Source organism: Paraburkholderia metrosideri (assembly GCF_904848625.1).
Classification (GTDB): domain Bacteria; phylum Pseudomonadota; class Gammaproteobacteria; order Burkholderiales; family Burkholderiaceae; genus Paraburkholderia; species Paraburkholderia metrosideri.
This window is the reverse complement of sequence record NZ_CAJHCP010000009.1, coordinates 308,500-324,569: the sequence shown is the minus strand read 5'-3', so window position 1 is coordinate 324,569 and position 16,070 is coordinate 308,500. Positions and strand designations below refer to the sequence as shown.

The window sequence follows — 16,070 nt, the reverse complement described above, 5'->3', positions numbered from 1 at the left end:
CCAGTTCAGCGAGGAATCAACGCGGTGCCGCTCCTGGCTGCCTTGAGTAGACACTCAATGCAAACCTTTTTCGGCGAAAGATCGACCATCTGGTCTTTCGGACCGGGCAGCGCATGACTTGCCGCGTAGGCTATGAACTTGCCCGTCGTGCCGCTGACGATGCCACTCGAGTCCATGTTCAGGAAGCCGCCGCCGACCTCGACGCGAAATGTCTTCGCACGCAGTAGGATCTGCTTCTGCGCCCGCGCAACGATGGACTTCGTCAACGCATTCAGGACAATCTCGCCTGCGCCCGCCACGAGCTGGATCACGCCCATTATTTAATTCCTCGTGCAACGCCGTTCGGAAACCGCTCGTTCCATTCGTCATCCAAGACGCCTTTCACAATCAACGGGTCGTCGTCAGCCGGACGGTTATTCGGATTGTTACCACCATCGTGATTGCCGTCCGTAATCATGAGGCGAACACGATCCCCGGGAAGAAAAATCATCCATGCCCCGCCGGTCTCTTCACCATACTGCGCAATGCGAACATTGTCCGCCTTGTACCAGTAGCCGGGCGCCTTCGCCCCCAGCTTCTTGACGTCCTTGTAAGCAAGCCACCGTACCGTCAGTTGCAGATCCGGCCGCCACGTTGACGGATAGGTCAAACAACAGGTTTCAGCTCCACCTCCAGATGGCTGACCGTCTTCCTCCGCGGGCCAGATATTCGGCCCTCCGCCGTGAATACCTAATCCCTCAGGCCCTTCAATTTCGAACTCGTGGATGTACCACGGCGTATAGTTCAACGCCTTGACGCTGATCGAATCCAGCGGAATCCGATGTGGCACGATCACGGGTACGAAGGCCTGCGTCTGCGCATGGGTGCAAGCCGCGACGCATGAGACCAGCACGCCGGCGAGCAGCGTGCTTTTGAAATGACGCAGGCGATATGACCCAGGCTGCAATTTCATTCTTCTGTTCTCCAGTTCAGCGAGGAATCAACGCGGTGCCGCTCCTGGCTGCCTTGAGTAGACACTCAATGCAAACCTTTTTCGGCGAAAGATCGACCATCTGGTCTTTCGGACCGGGCAGCGCATGACTTGCCGCGTAGGCTATGAACTTGCCCGTCGTGCCGCTGACGATGCCACTCGAGTCCATGTTCAGGAAGCCGCCGCTGAACTCGACGCGGAATGTCTTCGCACGCAGCAGGATCTCTTCGCTTTCCAGCAGGATCTGCTTCTGCGCCCGAGCAACGATGGACTTCGTCAACGCATTCAGGACGATGTCACCTGCGGCCGTCACGAGCTGGATAGGCGAGGTCTGCGTAAAGAGGCGAATGGTGTCACGCACGGTCGCAAAGAAACTCCGACCACTGGCAATGCCGATATGACCTTCTGTCGTGACAGCTAGCTGCTGTGACGCCACATGGACAGTTGCTGGCGTGGTGATCTCGACACCCGCCTTACCATCAATCACAAGGTGCGGCTCGGGCAGTTCCGGAAACGGGTTGTCACGGTTCATGCCGGCCCCGCGAATCTGTTCGTTTTGCGACGCGATCGTGTCCACGATATCGGACTGGTGACCCTGAGCGTCCTGTGCTTCGTTCTGTTGCGCGATCTTCGTCAGCGCATCATGCAACTGTTGCGCTTTGCCAAGCCGGTCAACTGTCTCGCTCATGGCCTTGGCCGCGTCGGATGCGCCACCAGACTCGGTCGTCACCAGCATGCCCTGATTCGCCCGCAGCACGCCCCACGCGTCCGTCGCCAGTTCCCAACCCAACCCCCGAGCACTCTGTCGACCCGTCCGGTAATCAACCCGCGTGTTGTACCCCAGCACAAGACGTGAACTGGCCTGGTCGCTCGCCACCTGAACCTGTAACTGTCCAGGGGTATCGTCCGTGATCACGAAGTTGTTGCCGCGCCCGTCGAGGCCGTTGCTCACCAGCCCCGTGAGCGCCTGGTTCTTCGGCAACTCGAACGGCGGCTGGTTGAACTGGTTGACCTTGCTCGCCGCCACATACGGTTTGTCCGGATCGCCCTCGTGATAACCAATGGTCAGCTCATCCCCAATCCGCGGGATCGCGATGAAACTGTGCGGACCGCCATGCCAGGGCAACGACACCCGCACCCAGCAGCTTGAATTCTCGTCACTGCTGCCAAGCCGGTCCCACACGAACTGGATCTTGATGCGCGCGTAGCCATCGAGCCACACCGGCTGGTTCGCGGCCCCCACCACCACCGCCGTCTCGGGATACGCGCGCGGCTTCTCCGTTGGCCGGTTCTTGAAAAACGAATTCGCTGGCTGCAGCACAAAGTCCGTCACGCATTTGTACTGTGCCTCGCCGCCCGTGGTCTGGCTGACCTCGTCCGGATTGTGAATGTCCAGCGAGGTCGAAACCACCAGGTATTCCGCGTTCGCTTCCTGCTGCGGATGCCCTTCAAGCCAGAAGGTCTTGCCCGTGCTCAGGCCGCGCAGGTTGCCCCTGCCGTGAACCCTCAGCTTCTTGCTACGCAACGAATACACCCGAACGCGTGCGAGGTAATCGCCTTCCGTCTCGTAATCGTTGGGGTCGCCTGTGAGTCCCATCGCGCCCGCGAGCGGCTGCGAGTAATCGCCCCACTGATACTGTTCCACATTGTCGAACGTGGACTTGCTGAACTTCGACTGCGTCACGTCAAACCGGCCACGCGAGCGTGTGTAGTCGTAATCGTTGAGCGTGACGTCGCCAGCAGTGATCTTTCTCGAGAGCTTGAACCGGTGGATATGCTCCTCGTCAATGCGTTTGCCATCAGGAGCGTGATAGCGGATGGTGTCGTACATGTTGTGATGTTGCTTGTGCGACCCCGGCGAGTCGCACAGCACCAGCGTGAGGCCGTCGAACAGGAAGTAGATGCCCCACTCGCGCCATATCTGCGTCAGAAAATCGTAGTCGCTCTGCCAGAACTGCCGGATGTAGTCGCGCTTCGGATACACACCGTTCTTCAGGCCCAGCGCGCCGAGCCGGAACTCGCATGGGTAGGGATAATTTCCGCCCTTGAGCAGGGTTTCCGTGACCTGCACCACGTCCATGTTCTGGTAGGTCCGGCTTTCACGATTCTGCGTGGCAATCCAGAGCCACGGCCTGACTGTAAAGCGGTAATACGCGCGCCGGTCGTCACACCCCGCGCTGCGAATTTCGGTGATCAGGCCGGTAATGGTTCGCGTACCTGCGCCCAGGTTCGCTGCACCCGCGTTGCCCGCGAGTCCTGCAATAAAACTGCCCTTCCCTTCGAATTCAATCGAAATGGTGAGCGGCGTGCCGATCAGCTGCTCGGGGTTGATAGCGCCTTGCGCCTGCCACAGGCCGCAGGTCGGTGAATCCAGCGTTGCGAGTTCCACGCTGTATTCGTAGAGCTTGCCGAGTGCCTCAGTACCACTCACGCGCTGAGCGATAAGCACCTGCTGGCCGCCCCAGGTGGGCAACGCATCGGACGACACCTGCAGTGCCCGGCTCTGAAGCGGGTTGTACATCGGCTCTCTCCCTCACAAAACCAAAGATGACACGGCCATGCCGTGCTGAAGACCGGACCTAGTTCTGTCGCTCAGATCACGCTGCGCGTGCCGGACCGTGGCGGCCACGCGGCGATGCGGCCGCGCTGCGTCGAGCGCAGCACGGTAGACGTGAACGAAAGCGTCGAACCATGTCGCGCCAGATAGCGCTCGAGCACCAGCCCAAGGGCATAGGGACTCACACCGTCGAAGCCGCTTTCATCGAATGTCAGGTCACACTCCATGACGCGTGCCATCGGCGGTTGCTGGCCGGCCACAATGCGGTTCACTGGCGTGAGCCGTGCGCCCACGAGACTGTCGACCTGCCGGCGAAGCGCCCGTGTGCCGTTATCGGAATACAGTTGCAAGATCATGCGCAGGCCTTCGCCGGGATGGGGCTCATCGATTTCATCGTCAAAGACGGAGAGATCCAGATCGAGCTGGGCCAGCAGGTGCCAGGCATTGAGGTCCTGCGCAAGCGGCGGACGGGAAGGAGCAGGCGCACGCACAAAGCCAATGGAAGTGATCGGTGCGGACTGGCGCAACCTCAGGTCGCGCACGCCGTCACAGCGCAGCAGTGACGGCAGTTCGCGGTTGGTCAGCCACACCTCCAGCGACAGGAAACGGATCGCTTCTCCGTCGCCACCGTCGTATGGCTCGCGATCCGGTCCTGTGAGCGACAGGAATGTCGAGGTCGCGACGTACGGCCTGTGGGTGGTGTACTGGCGACTCTTTACCAATGACTGGTGCTGTTCGCGGCGTAGCGTGAAATAGCGCCCTTCCGCGCCCTCATCATTGACAAATGCCGTATCCAGCGGATGGAACGTCAGCGGCTCGGATTCCTCATTCACCTGGCCGAGCGCGGCATCGACTGTATAGACCTCATAATTGAGGGGAAATTTTTCGACGGGAGTGAGCAGGATCTCGTGTGCGTCGGGAGCAATTTTTACGCTGTCGGTGCGCATCGGAAACAGGTTGACCACGGGCGTGCAGAAAGGCGCAAACGTGAAGGCGTTCACGTGATCGGCAAGTTCAGCGGTGGGCTTGTCGAGCAGCACGACAATCTCGGCCTCGCAGCCGTCGATACGCTTCAGACCCGCCTGCAGACCGGTCAGTGTGAAGAAGTAGAAGCGGCTCGGGCAGGCGAAATATTCGTGGACCTGGTTGTGTCCCAGAAACTGTTTTGATACAAGCGGCAGAACCGACTCGTCAGCGCCGAGCCCCTCCTGAATGACGGCGTTCGATGTAACGACATGAAAGTCATAGCCGGACTCGCCAAAGCGCCCAGGTTCACCGACAACCGAGGCAATCGCTGTCGTGTGAATGAGTTCGTGCAGGTGCGAGGCGATTTTCTCATCGCCAGCCAGATACAGTGGCAGCCGGTCGAGCCCCTGCAAACGCGAGAACGGGATGTCTTCCGTGGTACGCAGACGCAGGCGCAGCGAACCACGTACCCGGCGATGAGGCGGCACATGGCGGTCCAGACCGTGGATATCGGGTGGTACGCCGCTCAGCCGTCCGGCTGAAACGGTTAGCGGATACAGCGTCACGTCCTGGGACGTCCGGAACTGGCAGGCCGTTTTTTCGCCTTCGGAAAGATTGCTATCGGCCGCGGTGCCGCGTGTGACCAGGTAGCCTTCCGTGAGATCACCGGCCTTGCCACCGGGGTAGAAGCGGGCTACGCCAATGGCGGGCGTCGGCGAAAGATAATCAGGATAGGCACACGCCAGTAGCGGCTGGAAAAGCTGTGGAAACTCATCGGCGAGTTTGCGCTGCATTCGCGCATTGACGAGCGATGCCGACTCGACAAGTCGACTGACGTAGGCGTCTTCGATTTCACCCGCCTGCATGCCCAGACGCCGCGCAATTTTAGGATGTGCCCGCGCGAACTCGGCGGCGAGCCCACGCATGTAGAGCAACTCCTGGCTGTAGTAATCGAGTAATTGCGGGTCCATGTCCGGCGTTCCAGTGCAATGCAATCTGGCTTTGCGAATACACCGTCTGGATTCCAGGTGACCCGCATTGCTTCACCCTTAAATAGGGAAGGGTCAAATTAGCACGGGTGGCGCGGACAAAGTAACAAGCTTTGTCAAAACTGAGCGTTTGAGACCCAAGCTCTGGTGCAAATCGGAGTCGCTGGCCGGCTAAGCTCGGGTTTGGACGAGCGCGAGCAGCGCTATGAGTCAACTGGTAGACATCGACAGGCTGTTCAACGATCGTCACGTGGACGCGAAGTTGTCGTCCTGTATATGCGTAACACGCTCTGCCTTCGAGACCTCGTTGAAATAATGGCCGGACGCCAATTGTCGCTGGCGCACACTACGATCATCGGCTGGGTCAAACGCTTCACGCCTGCGTTCTTCAAGCGCCGGGACCGATTTGCGAAATCCACTGATCGTTCATGGAGAGCCGACGAGACGTATGTGGAGGTCTGTGGCAAATGTGTCTATGTTTTTTACAGTGCAGTTGACCATGCAGGAAAGACGGTCGACTTCCGGCTCAGCGTCACGTGCGACGTCGTTGCGGCCAAGACCTTCTTCAAGATAGCGATCGGGAATCAAGGACTCGTGCCGGATGACAGTCCGCAGGACGACTACCCTGCGTCTCACCGCGCAGTGCGCGAAATGAAGGTGCACCAGCTTCTGCCTGCGGAAACGACATTCCGATCGTCAATTTGCACCGCAGCCGTCTTCGCCAATCGAAACGGCAAAGGGATGCCGCTCCAGTATGGTTCCATGACGCTGCCCGCGACGCCGCGCAGAGATCATCGCGTCAGCCACGACGATCTCCACGCGTATGTCCGGGTCAGACTTGACGCTCAAGCCCGTGAAGCACACCCCACACCCTACGTAACGGCTCCAATCTGCCACGGTACGAATTCATTCTGGCCGTATCCATGGATCTCACTTTTCGACGCCTGGCCTGATGCGGTCGCAAGGATAAGCTGAAAGATCTCTTCACCAAGATCGTCGACTGTTCGTGCGCCGTCGAGAATCGACCCGCAATTCAGATCAATGTCCTCTTCCTGGCGTTGCCACAAAGCGGTATTCGTTCCCAGTTTTAACGACGGCGATGGCGCGCAACCATAAGCGGAGCCGCGACCCGTCGTAAAGCAGATCAAGTTTGCCCCACCCGCCACCTGACCTGTCGCCGAAACCGGATCGTAGCCGGGTGTATCCATGAAAACGAGCCCGTGTTCGCGAACCAACTCGGCATATCGGTACACGTCAACGAGATTCGTTGTGCCACCTTTCGCGATGGCACCGAGCGACTTCTCAAGAATTGTTGTCAGCCCGCCAGCCTTGTTTCCTGCCGATGGATTGTTGTTCAGATCGGCATTCATGCGCGCGCAATAGGCCTCCCACCAGTGAATCCGCTCGATGAGCTTTGCGCCAATCTCACGAGACACGGCCCGGCGCGTCAACAGATGCTCGGCACCATAAACCTCGGGCGTTTCGGAAAGAATCGCCGTACCACCGTGCGCGACCAGCCGATCGACCGCCGCGCCGAGTGCCGGATTTGCCGTGATGCCTGAGTAGCCATCTGAACCACCGCATTGCAAACCGATCACCAGATGTTTTGCATCGACCGGCTCGCGTCGTACGTTATTCGCTTCCGTGAGCATGGCCTTGATCTGTTCGATGCCAGCCGCCACCGTGCGGGCCGTGCCGCCGGTCGCCTGAATGGTCATCGTCTTCAACGCCGCACCGGGCGTCAGACCTTGACTCTGCAGAAGCCCGCTGATCTGATTGGTTTCGCAGCCCAGGCCGACAATCAGTACCGCAGCGAAATTGGGATGCCGTGCGTAACCACCGAGAGTGCGCCGGATCATTTCCAGCGCTTCGCCTTCGGAATCAATTGCGCAGCCCTGACTGTGCGTCAGCGCAATGACGCCGTCGACGTTCGGGTAGTCCGCCAGCGCATGCGGGTGGGTATCACGACGAAAGTAATCGGCGATGGCGCGAGCGGCAGTCGCCGAGCAGTTAACCGATGTCAGGATGCCGATGTAGTTGCGCGTCGCGACACGTCCGTCGGCGCGGACAATACCCATGAATTGGGCCGCCTGCGCGGCCGGCGGCGTGGGTTTCGCATCTACGCCGAAAGCATAGTCGCGATCGAAGTTGCCCATCGAGAGGTTATGCGTATGGACATGCTCGCCGGCTTCGATGGTGCGCGTCGCAAAGCCGATGATCTGCCCATAACGTCGTACTGCCCTGCCCGTTTCGATCACGCGGACCGCAAGCTTGTGACCTGCCGGGACCAGGCCGCGCACGGCGAGTTCGTTGCCAATGCGCATCCCTGCGACCAGCTGGTGCCGCGCGATGACGACGTCGTCATCCGGGTGCAGTTGTACGACGGGGTCAAGGGAGCCCGACGTTTCGGCAACGGTGTCTTCAGTCTTAAACGTCACGGGGTAGCCTCCACAATGTTGGCCGCGCGCACTGCCGCACTCGTCGGAGCGCAGTCAAGCCGGCGATGGGGATGGTCGAGAAAGGTCATGTGTATGTCCGGTTGAATCGCAAGCAGCGTGCTCACAAGTATTTAGCGAGGCGTCGCTTTGGCCGCGCCTATCGTCGCCTCAACCGCGCCGCGTGAACGCAAGCCGATGGTTAAAAGCAGAAGCACACCGACGACACCGGCAAACGCCAGGGCGAACATGCCCGCACGTTGGCTATGAAAAAGCGTTTCCATTGCGGTCTTCAGCGTCGGCGCAATGAAGCCACCCAGATTGCCGAGCGCACCGATCATTGCAATCCCGCTCGCCGCGGCAGTGCCGCTCAGGTAAGCCGTCGGCAAGGTCCAGAAGAGCGGTTGAACGACGACGAAACCGACCGTCGCGATGCAGAACGCGACCAGCACCGGTCCAATGTGATGACCGAGAGTTGACAGTGCGATCCCTGCAGCGGCCATCGCCAGCATCGCGATGGCAAGCTGCCGATGCTTGCCCTTTGAGTCCGCGTAACCGGTGATAAAGCGCAGCGCGATGAGGGCGCAGAACCAGGGTATGGCAGTCAGCAAACCGACCTTTGCGCCAATCGCGTTACCAGTCAGTTCCGAAATCCGGGTCGGCAGATAGAAGATGACGCCGTACACGCTGACCTGAATGGCGAAGTAAATCGCAACGAAGCGAAGCACGTTCCAGTCGCCCAACGCGGTGAGCGCCGTAGCCGGCCCGTGCGCAACCTTGTGACGATCTTCCGCTGCAATCGCGCCTTCCAGGGCGTCTTTTTCGGCTGCCGTCAGCCACTTTGCCTGACGCGGCTTGCTGACCAGATAGAAGAACGCAATGACGCCGACAATCGAAGCGGCGAGACCTTCGATCAGGAACATCCATTGCCAGTTGTGCAGGCCGAGCCGGCCACCCATGACTTCCATCAAATAGCCCGACAGCGGACTGCCGAGCACGAGCGCCATCGGCAATCCAAAATAGTAGATGCCTAGCGTCTTGCCGCGTTCGCGCGCAGGGAACCAGTACGTGCAATAGAGGATGACCCCGGGCGAAAAGCCCGCTTCGGCCACGCCGAGAATAAAGCGGAGCACATAGAACGAAGTCTCGTCGTGCACCAACATCATGGCCGCCGACGCCAGTCCCCACGTGATCATGATCCGGCTCAGCCAGATTTTTGCACCGACCCGATGCAGCATCAGATTGCTCGGAATCTCGAACACCGCATATCCGATGAAGAAAATCCCGGCGCCGAGCGCGAACGCCGCGTTACCGATGTTCGCGTCGGCCTGCAGCGCCTGTTTGACGAATCCGACGTTCGAACGGTCGAGCATCGATAGCGCGAACATCAGCGCGAGGAACGGCGCGAGCCGCACGCGTGCCTTGCGTACGGCACTGTCCAACGATTCTTGTGCACGCTGTTGAATCTGCATCTCGTCTGTCTCCGTGGGGAAGCCGGGTACACCGGTCTGTTAGCGCAGTCTTTTGCGGTTCGTGCTGTGATCAGCCCGACGCAGTGCCCAGCAGGCCCCGCTCCGGTTTGTCATCACTCGATGCAGTCGCCGCGGCTGACCCGTCCAATGGTCTTTAGTCAGGGCCTGGATGGCTTGCAGCCAACTCGCCCATTGATGCGTCAGGTAGCCCACTTTAAGCAGCCAACCGATAAACATCCAATCCATTATTTGGTAAAGTCGATTCCATCTGGTTATGAGTACGCGCGCGTTTACCCCATGTCGAGACAGATTTCACTGCATATGTCGAGCGTCCTGGCAACGCTGCGCTTGCGGCACCTTCAACTGCTCGATGCCCTTGGACGCACTCACAACCTGCGCATCGCGGCCGAACAGATGCACATCACCCAGCCGGCTGCGACAAAGATCCTGAGCGATATCGAAACGATGTTCGGTGCCCGGTTATTCGAACGGCTTCCACGGGAGATGCGACCTACTGATCTCGGCCTCGTCTCCGTGCGCTATGCGAGCGAAGCGGTTGCCGGTCTGGGCAAATTCCTGAGTGAGTTCAGTACTTTGAGAGATGGCGGCTATGGTCATCTCACCGTGGGCGCTATCTCGGCTTCGGCTGCTCAGGTGGTGATTGCGGGCATCAAGGAGATCCGCCAGCAGAGGCCGCAACTGGTCATCAAACTGCTTGAGCAGAGCAGCGACCAACTGGCGATCTGGCTCGAAGAGAGACGGCTGGACATCATGGTTGGCCGGCTGACGGAACCACGCCATCAAGTACTGTTCGACTTCGAGGTTCTTTCTGGGGAACCGGTCTGGGTGGTTGTCGGACAGCATCATCCATTGCGGGAGCGACCGAGACTCGAGTTGGCCGACCTCGGTACGTGGCAGTGGATTCTCTATCCGCCAGCGACGGCTATCCGGCAATTATTCGACGAGACGTTTGCGAGCGCGGGCATGCCTGCGCCGATCGGCATGGTGGAAACGCCGTCGATCTTTTCAACACTTGAACTGTTGCAGGCGACCGACATGATCTCGCTGCAGCCGCGTGCCGCTGTCGAAAAATATGTGAACAAAGGCATCTTGGGGCGGCTGCCGATTGCCCTTAATCGGTCCATGACGAGCTACGGTATCGTCACGCGCAAGGACGAGGTGATGTCGCAGCCAATGCGGGAGTTCATCACCATTTTGCGGTCGGTCGCCGGGGGTGTGCGAGATCAGGACACGGCGCCGATGCGCTGAACCCTGGCTCCGCGTCCGCGAGGCCGGAGCTGCACCCTCCCGATGCGCGTCGCAAGACCTTGCTCGCGCCCGCCTCTGTTGCCATCGTGAAGATGCGCCAGATCAGCTACTGTGCTGTTCCCTCGCCCGCTTGCGATGAGCCGCTACCTTCGCGCGATTTCCACAAATCGCCATGCTGCACCATCGGCGCGCGTGTCCCCGCGTGTGATCGGCAAACATCAACGTGCAGCGCGGCCCCTCGCATGCCTTTACCTGCGTGAAATCCTCGTCACATACGAGTCTCGCCAGCGCCTCGGCAATAGGAATCAGCAATGATTCCGCCGACTTCCACCGCCGCTTCGTCCGCAATTCAAAAATCGCCTCGCCGTCCGTCACGCTGGCGACAATTTCCGCATATTGGTCGTCGCGCTCGAGCAACTGATTCAGCGGCGCGAGTTCATTCAAATCCTTTGCGGCTAGCGGCCGGCCTTTCCGCTTCTGCACGAATTCCCTGAACCAGTCCCGTAGCGCGCGAGCCTGCGCAGCAACCGCGTCCAGCTCAGCAGGAGACGACTGCGCGCGCACCGCCGTTAGCGCAACGGCGGCCACCATGCCGGCCTGCTGCAGCCAGGCCAGCAGACCCTCTCCATTTTCGAGCCAGTCGATTTCCTCGGCCACCGGCGTGGCAATCGAGTTCAGGAAATCGAGGCCCGGCGCATCCGCAACAAAGATCGCAGGAATTTGACGGTAGTCCATTTTTTGTGACGAATCTTCAATGACGACGGGGGAATCGTAACCGCTTAAATTGTCCTTGACAAGTTACATCAAGCGTAGCTAACCTCTAAAAACCAATTAAAGAGGTTACTTGACGAGAAGGTCGACCTTTGTCACGGGCTGTATCCACAACTTTCGAAGGAGCGGGATATGTCGTTTGGCAATGTGAATGTAGTGCTGGTGCACGGCGCGTGGGCGGACGGATCGAGTTGGAGCAAGGTGATCGATCGTCTGAGCCAACTCAACGTGCGGGCGATTGCGGCGCCGCTGCCGCTCACGTCGTTGAATGACGACGTGGCCGCGCTCGACCGGGTGCTCGAACGGATCGAAGGTCCGGTCGTGCTGGTGGGCCATGCCTATGCGGGTGCGGTAATCGGCTCGACCCGGTCACCCAATGTCGAGGCGTTGGTGTATGTCGCGGCGCTCGCGCCCGCTGAAGGAGAGACGGTCGGCGACGTGTTCTATCGCGGCACGACGCATCCTCAGGCGCCGCAGCTAGCACCCGATCGGCACGGCTGGATATGGCTGCCGCAAGACGCTTTTGCACGGGCATTTGCGCAACACGCAACCCCAGATGAACTGGCTGTTCTCTCTGCCGTACAGCGTCCGATTTCGGTGTCATGCATCGGCGAGGCGGTTGGGCGGCCGCTCTGGCAAGACCGTCCAAGCTGGTTCCTGGTCGCTGCGCAGGACCGGATGATTGATCCCGATACCCAGCGCTTCACGGCAAGCCGGATGAAAGCTCACGTGCGATCGCTCGAAGTCGATCACACGCCAATCGTGACTGCGCCCGACGCGGTGACCGAGGTCATCGTCGAAGCGCTCCGGTCAGTATCCGCTCGCTAACGACAATCGCGAGTTATCCAACGGTTGCAGGCGACCTGCGATGCCAAATATCGCTCGGGCTTTTGTTATCGCCTGCTCGACCAACATGTTCAACCAGCCTGCTCAACCAGCCTGCTTAACGAGAGTGAAATCCATGACTGCTATTACATATCGCCACGCCAACATCGACGGCTTCAAGGTGTTCTACCGTGAAGCCGGTCGCCCCAGTGCCCCCAAGCTGCTGCTCCTGCACGGCTTTCCAAGCGCGAGTCATATGTTTCGCGACCTGATGCCGAAACTTGCGGACCGCTTCCATATTGTCGCGCCGGATTTACCGGGCTTCGGGCAATCGGATATGCCCAGTCGTGACAATTTTGCGTACACGTTCGGCAACATCGCGAATGTCATCGAGCGTTTCACTGAAGTGATCGGCTTCGACCGCTTCGCGCTGTATGTATTCGACTATGGCGCACCCACCGGTTTCCGGCTTGCCATCCGGCATCCCGAGCGGATCGCCGCCATCATTTCGCAGAACGGCAACGCGTACGAGGAGGGTTTGAGCGACGGCTGGAATCCAATTCGCGCCTATTGGCAAGACGCTTCGGCTGCGAACCGGCAAGCGCTTCGTGGCTTGCTGACGCTTGAGACGACCGCCTGGCAGTACACCCACGGCGTGCCGGACACGGCCTTCGTGTCACCAGACGGCTACTCGCTCGACAACTTCTATTTGAACCGCCCCGGTGCGGACGAGATACAGCTCGACCTGTTTCGCGACTACCAGAGCAACATAGCGCTGTATCCCGCGTTTCAGCAGTACTTTCGTACCCATCAGCCGCGCTTCCTCGCCGTGTGGGGAAAAAACGATCCGTTCTTTCTGCACGCTGGCGCCGACGCATTCCGGCGCGACATCCCCGATGCCGTGGTGCGGTTCTTCGACACCGGCCACTTCGCCCTGGAAACGCACGCCGCAGAGATCTCCACGGCAATTGCCGACTTCCTCAAACCCTAAGACAAACGATCAATCAGGTCATGCCTGATTCTTCATGTATGCAACAAGGAGAAGCATCATGTCTGGCAAAGTCGCAATCGTAACGGGCGCGAGTCAGGGTATCGGCCGCTCGACTGCCATCAGGCTGGCTCGGGATTTTGACTCGATCGTGCTGGTCGCCCGCAATCGCGCGAACCTGGAAGAAACCGCCGCCGAGGTGAAGCAGGCAGGGGCGACGCCGCTCGTGATCGACGCAGACCTGTCCGAAGCCGATGTCGCACAGCAGGTCGTCGATCAAACACTCTCGACGTTCGGGCGGATCGACGCATTGCTCAACATCGCGGGCGCGGTACCTCAGATCGATGTACTCGAGATGACCGATGAGCAGTGGGACCGCGGCTTCGCACTCAAGCTGCACGGTGCGCGCCGGCTGACGATCGCGGCGTGGCCGTCGTTGAAGCAAGGCGCTGGATCGGTCGTGCTGATGTCCGGGAACTCGGCGCTGTTTCCCAAGGCACCGTATGCGGCTGTGGGCACGATCAACGCGGCCATCGTGGCACTCGCCAAAGCGTTTTCGGATCGCGGCATCGTCGACGGCGTGCAGGTCAACAGTGTGCTGCCGGGGCCGGTCATGACCGGCCGGCGCCGCTCGTATCTGGAACATTGGGCGCCGCTACACAACATGTCGGTCGAAGAAGCGACGGCGAAGTTTCCCGGCGAAGCGGGTATTGCGCGTTATGGCACGCCGGAGGAGATCGCCGAACTGATGGCGTTCATCGTGTCGCCGGTGGCGCGGTGGATGACGGGATCGACGTTGCGGATGGACGGCGGAGAAGTGAAATCGATCTGAGCAGAGGGCCGCGATGCTCGCGTGTCGCGGCATCTGCAGCCGCGCTGCTGGACGCTGAGGGTCAGCCTGCATCGGCCAGCAATGACTGCCGGCATACGCTCGACGCACAACGGCATACGTACTGCGTCCGGACGCCGTCGTCCAGTGGACCGTCGGTCACCAGAAAATATTCGATAAACAGCTCTTCCCCCGGCTCGATTGCACGCAAGGTGTCGATGAAAATACGGCCATTGTCTTCAACGGTTTCGCAGTTCGGCGTGCAGGAGTGGTTAAGCCATCGCGCGCTATTGCCGCCCCGGCTGCCGTCGATCACGGACCCATCCGACAGCCCGAACAGAAACGTGTGTCCTTCGATGCCTTCGCGCTGGTGACGGCGCACGGCATTGCGCCACGAGACAATTTCACCCTTGTACTGCAGCACACGCTCGCCCGCCTCGAGCGGCCGCACCGCGAACACGCCTTTGCCGTGTACTGACGACTGACGGACGATCACACGCTTCATGCTGTTTCCCCTGTCTGGTTGGATACCAGTATAGGAGAGCCGTTTTCCGGCATCCGCCGCACCGAAGCGCCAGTTATCGATAATTACGTTGGCGAAGCACCTGGGAATACCTGCTCCAGGTGCTACGACAACGCGCTTTCCTCCCGCTGATGAACGGCCGGTACAGCCAGCCCGAGATGATCCCGCAACGTCGAACCCCGGTATTCGCGCCGGAAAATCCCGCGCCGGCGCAAGATCGGCACGACATGATCGACGAATGCCTCGATCCCTGACGGTTCGACATCGGGCATCAGATTGAAGCCGTCCACGGCGCCCGCGACAAACCACTCCTCGATCGTCGTCGCCAGCTGCTCGGGGCTGCCAATCACCAGCCGATGCCAACTCTGCACGCGTTCGAGCAACTGCCGCACGGTCAACGGCTCGCGGCGGGCCAGCTTGAGTACCAGATCGCGCGCACCTTGTGCATTGCGCGATTGCGTCTGGGTCTCCAGCAGCCATTGCGGCAACGGGCGATCCCACGCCAGCTCTTCCACATCGACGCCGATCTGCCAGGCGAAATTTTGCAGACGACGCTCGCCCGCCAGTTCGTTCAGCTCGCGACTCCGGGCCAGCGCCTCGGCATGCGTACCGCCCAAGACGAACGACAGCCCTGGCATGACGCGCACCGCGTCCTCGGGGCGGCCATAGGCAGCCGTCCGTCGCCGCAGGTCACGCGTGTAGGCGAGCGCGTCCTCGAGCGTGGCCTGCGACGTAAACACGGCGTCGGCATGGCGGGCGGCAAGATCCAGTCCGCCCGACGAACCTCCCGCCTGAAACAACACCGGCTGCCCTTGCGGCGAGCGCGGCAAATTCAGTGGGCCGGCGACGTCGAAAAATCGACCGCGATGATTGATGGGACGCACGGCGCCAGGCCGGGTGAAGCGTCCGGTCGACTTGTCGGCGAGCAATGCATCGTCATCCCAGCTATCCCACAGCGCGCGCACGACGTCGACGAACTCGCTCGCCCGCGCGTAGCGCTCTTCACGCGGCAGATGCGGCGTGTCGCCGAAGTTCGCAGCCGCTGCCGCGTCGGCAGTGGTCACCACGTTCCACGCGGCCCGCCCGCCGCTCAGGTGATCGAGGGACGAGAACCGCCGCGCCACGTTGTAAGGCGCTTCGAACGACGTCGACACCGTACCGATCAGCCCAATATGGGTGGTCTGTCCAGCCAGTGTCGACAGCAGCACGATGGGGTCGAGCGCGAGAGGCGGCTTACCGAGCGATCCGCTGGCATCCAGCGTCAGGTGCGGAATGTCAGCAAGAAAGATCGCGTCGAGCGTGCCGCGCTCGGCCACCCGCGCAAGGTGCGTCCATTGCGCGGGCCTGATGAACCCGAGCGGATCGGTATAAGGCGCCTGCCATGCAGCCGGATGCATGCCATCCGACAACACGTTGAGGCCGAGATGCAAGGTGCGGGATCGATCCGTCACGGGGCTGACTCCTCAATGTCGTCGC

The 16,070-nt window shown here is 60.4% G+C and carries 14 protein-coding genes; 5 read left to right on the top strand and 9 right to left on the bottom strand.

The window, feature by feature from the left end:
* Positions 1-5 precede the first annotated feature (5 nt).
* The 4 genes from LMG28727_RS21925 to tssF all read right to left on the bottom strand — a co-directional run bounded on the left by LMG28727_RS21925 (position 6) and on the right by tssF (position 5,464).
* Complete coding sequence (locus tag LMG28727_RS21925; RefSeq protein WP_201644396.1) at positions 6-317, bottom strand: DUF2345 domain-containing protein; 312 nt, start codon at positions 315-317, stop codon at positions 6-8.
* A complete protein-coding gene (locus LMG28727_RS21920; RefSeq protein ID WP_201644395.1) occupies positions 317-952 on the bottom strand; it encodes a DUF3304 domain-containing protein in 636 nt (211 codons plus the stop codon). Before LMG28727_RS21920 ends, LMG28727_RS21925 begins: the two co-directional genes overlap by 1 nt.
* A 16-nt stretch (positions 953-968) precedes the next feature.
* Positions 969-3,491, bottom strand: coding sequence for a type VI secretion system Vgr family protein (locus tag LMG28727_RS21915; protein WP_201644394.1), 2,523 nt, complete (start codon positions 3,489-3,491; stop codon positions 969-971).
* Positions 3,492-3,562: 71 nt separating this feature from the next.
* The gene (gene tssF / locus LMG28727_RS21910) at positions 3,563-5,464 is read right to left on the bottom strand and encodes a type VI secretion system baseplate subunit TssF (RefSeq protein WP_201644393.1); all 1,902 of its coding nucleotides are present in this window, start codon (positions 5,462-5,464) and stop codon (positions 3,563-3,565) included.
* 294 nt (positions 5,465-5,758) lie between these two features.
* Here tssF and LMG28727_RS21905 point away from each other — a divergent pair, with 294 nt between their 5' ends.
* The gene (locus LMG28727_RS21905; RefSeq protein WP_201644392.1) at positions 5,759-6,457 is read left to right on the top strand and encodes a DDE-type integrase/transposase/recombinase; all 699 of its coding nucleotides are present in this window, start codon (positions 5,759-5,761) and stop codon (positions 6,455-6,457) included.
* On the opposite strand, the gene LMG28727_RS21900 is transcribed toward LMG28727_RS21905, so the two are convergent.
* Together LMG28727_RS21900 and LMG28727_RS21895 are read right to left on the bottom strand one after the other, a co-directional pair.
* Positions 6,355-7,920 carry a UxaA family hydrolase gene (locus LMG28727_RS21900; protein WP_201644391.1) on the bottom strand — a complete coding sequence of 522 codons (1,566 nt, stop codon included), beginning with the start codon at positions 7,918-7,920 and terminating at the stop codon, positions 6,355-6,357. The two genes, LMG28727_RS21905 and LMG28727_RS21900, sit on opposite strands and share 103 nt — an antisense overlap.
* 131 nt (positions 7,921-8,051) lie before the next feature.
* The gene (locus LMG28727_RS21895) at positions 8,052-9,389 is read right to left on the bottom strand and encodes an MFS transporter (RefSeq protein WP_201644390.1); all 1,338 of its coding nucleotides are present in this window, start codon (positions 9,387-9,389) and stop codon (positions 8,052-8,054) included.
* 297 nt (positions 9,390-9,686) lie between these two features.
* On the opposite strand from LMG28727_RS21895, the gene LMG28727_RS21890 reads away from it, so the two are divergent.
* Positions 9,687-10,658, top strand: a complete 972-nt coding sequence (locus tag LMG28727_RS21890) for a LysR family transcriptional regulator (RefSeq protein ID WP_201644389.1) — start codon at positions 9,687-9,689, stop codon at positions 10,656-10,658.
* Positions 10,659-10,760: 102 nt separating this feature from the next.
* Here LMG28727_RS21890 and LMG28727_RS21885 read toward each other — a convergent pair whose 3' ends face one another.
* Positions 10,761-11,393 (bottom strand): CGNR zinc finger domain-containing protein, encoded by a 633-nt coding sequence (locus tag LMG28727_RS21885; RefSeq protein WP_201644388.1) that lies wholly within the window; start codon positions 11,391-11,393, stop codon positions 10,761-10,763.
* Between the two features lie 168 nt (positions 11,394-11,561).
* Between LMG28727_RS21885 and LMG28727_RS21880 the strand changes: the two genes are divergently transcribed.
* The 3 genes from LMG28727_RS21880 to LMG28727_RS21870 all read left to right on the top strand — a co-directional run bounded on the left by LMG28727_RS21880 (position 11,562) and on the right by LMG28727_RS21870 (position 14,074).
* Entirely contained in the window at positions 11,562-12,257 is a 696-nt protein-coding gene (locus LMG28727_RS21880; RefSeq protein ID WP_201644387.1) for an alpha/beta fold hydrolase, read from the top strand.
* Between the two features lie 133 nt (positions 12,258-12,390).
* The gene (locus tag LMG28727_RS21875) at positions 12,391-13,245 is read left to right on the top strand and encodes an alpha/beta fold hydrolase (RefSeq protein WP_201644386.1); all 855 of its coding nucleotides are present in this window, start codon (positions 12,391-12,393) and stop codon (positions 13,243-13,245) included.
* Between the two features lie 58 nt (positions 13,246-13,303).
* Positions 13,304-14,074 carry an SDR family oxidoreductase gene (locus LMG28727_RS21870; protein ID WP_201644385.1) on the top strand — a complete coding sequence of 257 codons (771 nt, stop codon included), beginning with the start codon at positions 13,304-13,306 and terminating at the stop codon, positions 14,072-14,074.
* A 61-nt stretch (positions 14,075-14,135) separates the two neighbouring features.
* Here the strand turns inward: LMG28727_RS21870 and LMG28727_RS21865 are convergent, their stop codons facing one another.
* On the bottom strand, positions 14,136-14,576 hold the full coding sequence (locus tag LMG28727_RS21865) for an SET domain-containing protein (protein WP_201644384.1): 441 nt from the start codon (positions 14,574-14,576) through the stop codon (positions 14,136-14,138).
* 122 nt (positions 14,577-14,698) lie between these two features.
* A complete protein-coding gene (locus LMG28727_RS21860) occupies positions 14,699-16,045 on the bottom strand; it encodes an LLM class flavin-dependent oxidoreductase (RefSeq protein ID WP_236592214.1) in 1,347 nt (448 codons plus the stop codon).
* Positions 16,046-16,070 lie beyond the last annotated feature (25 nt).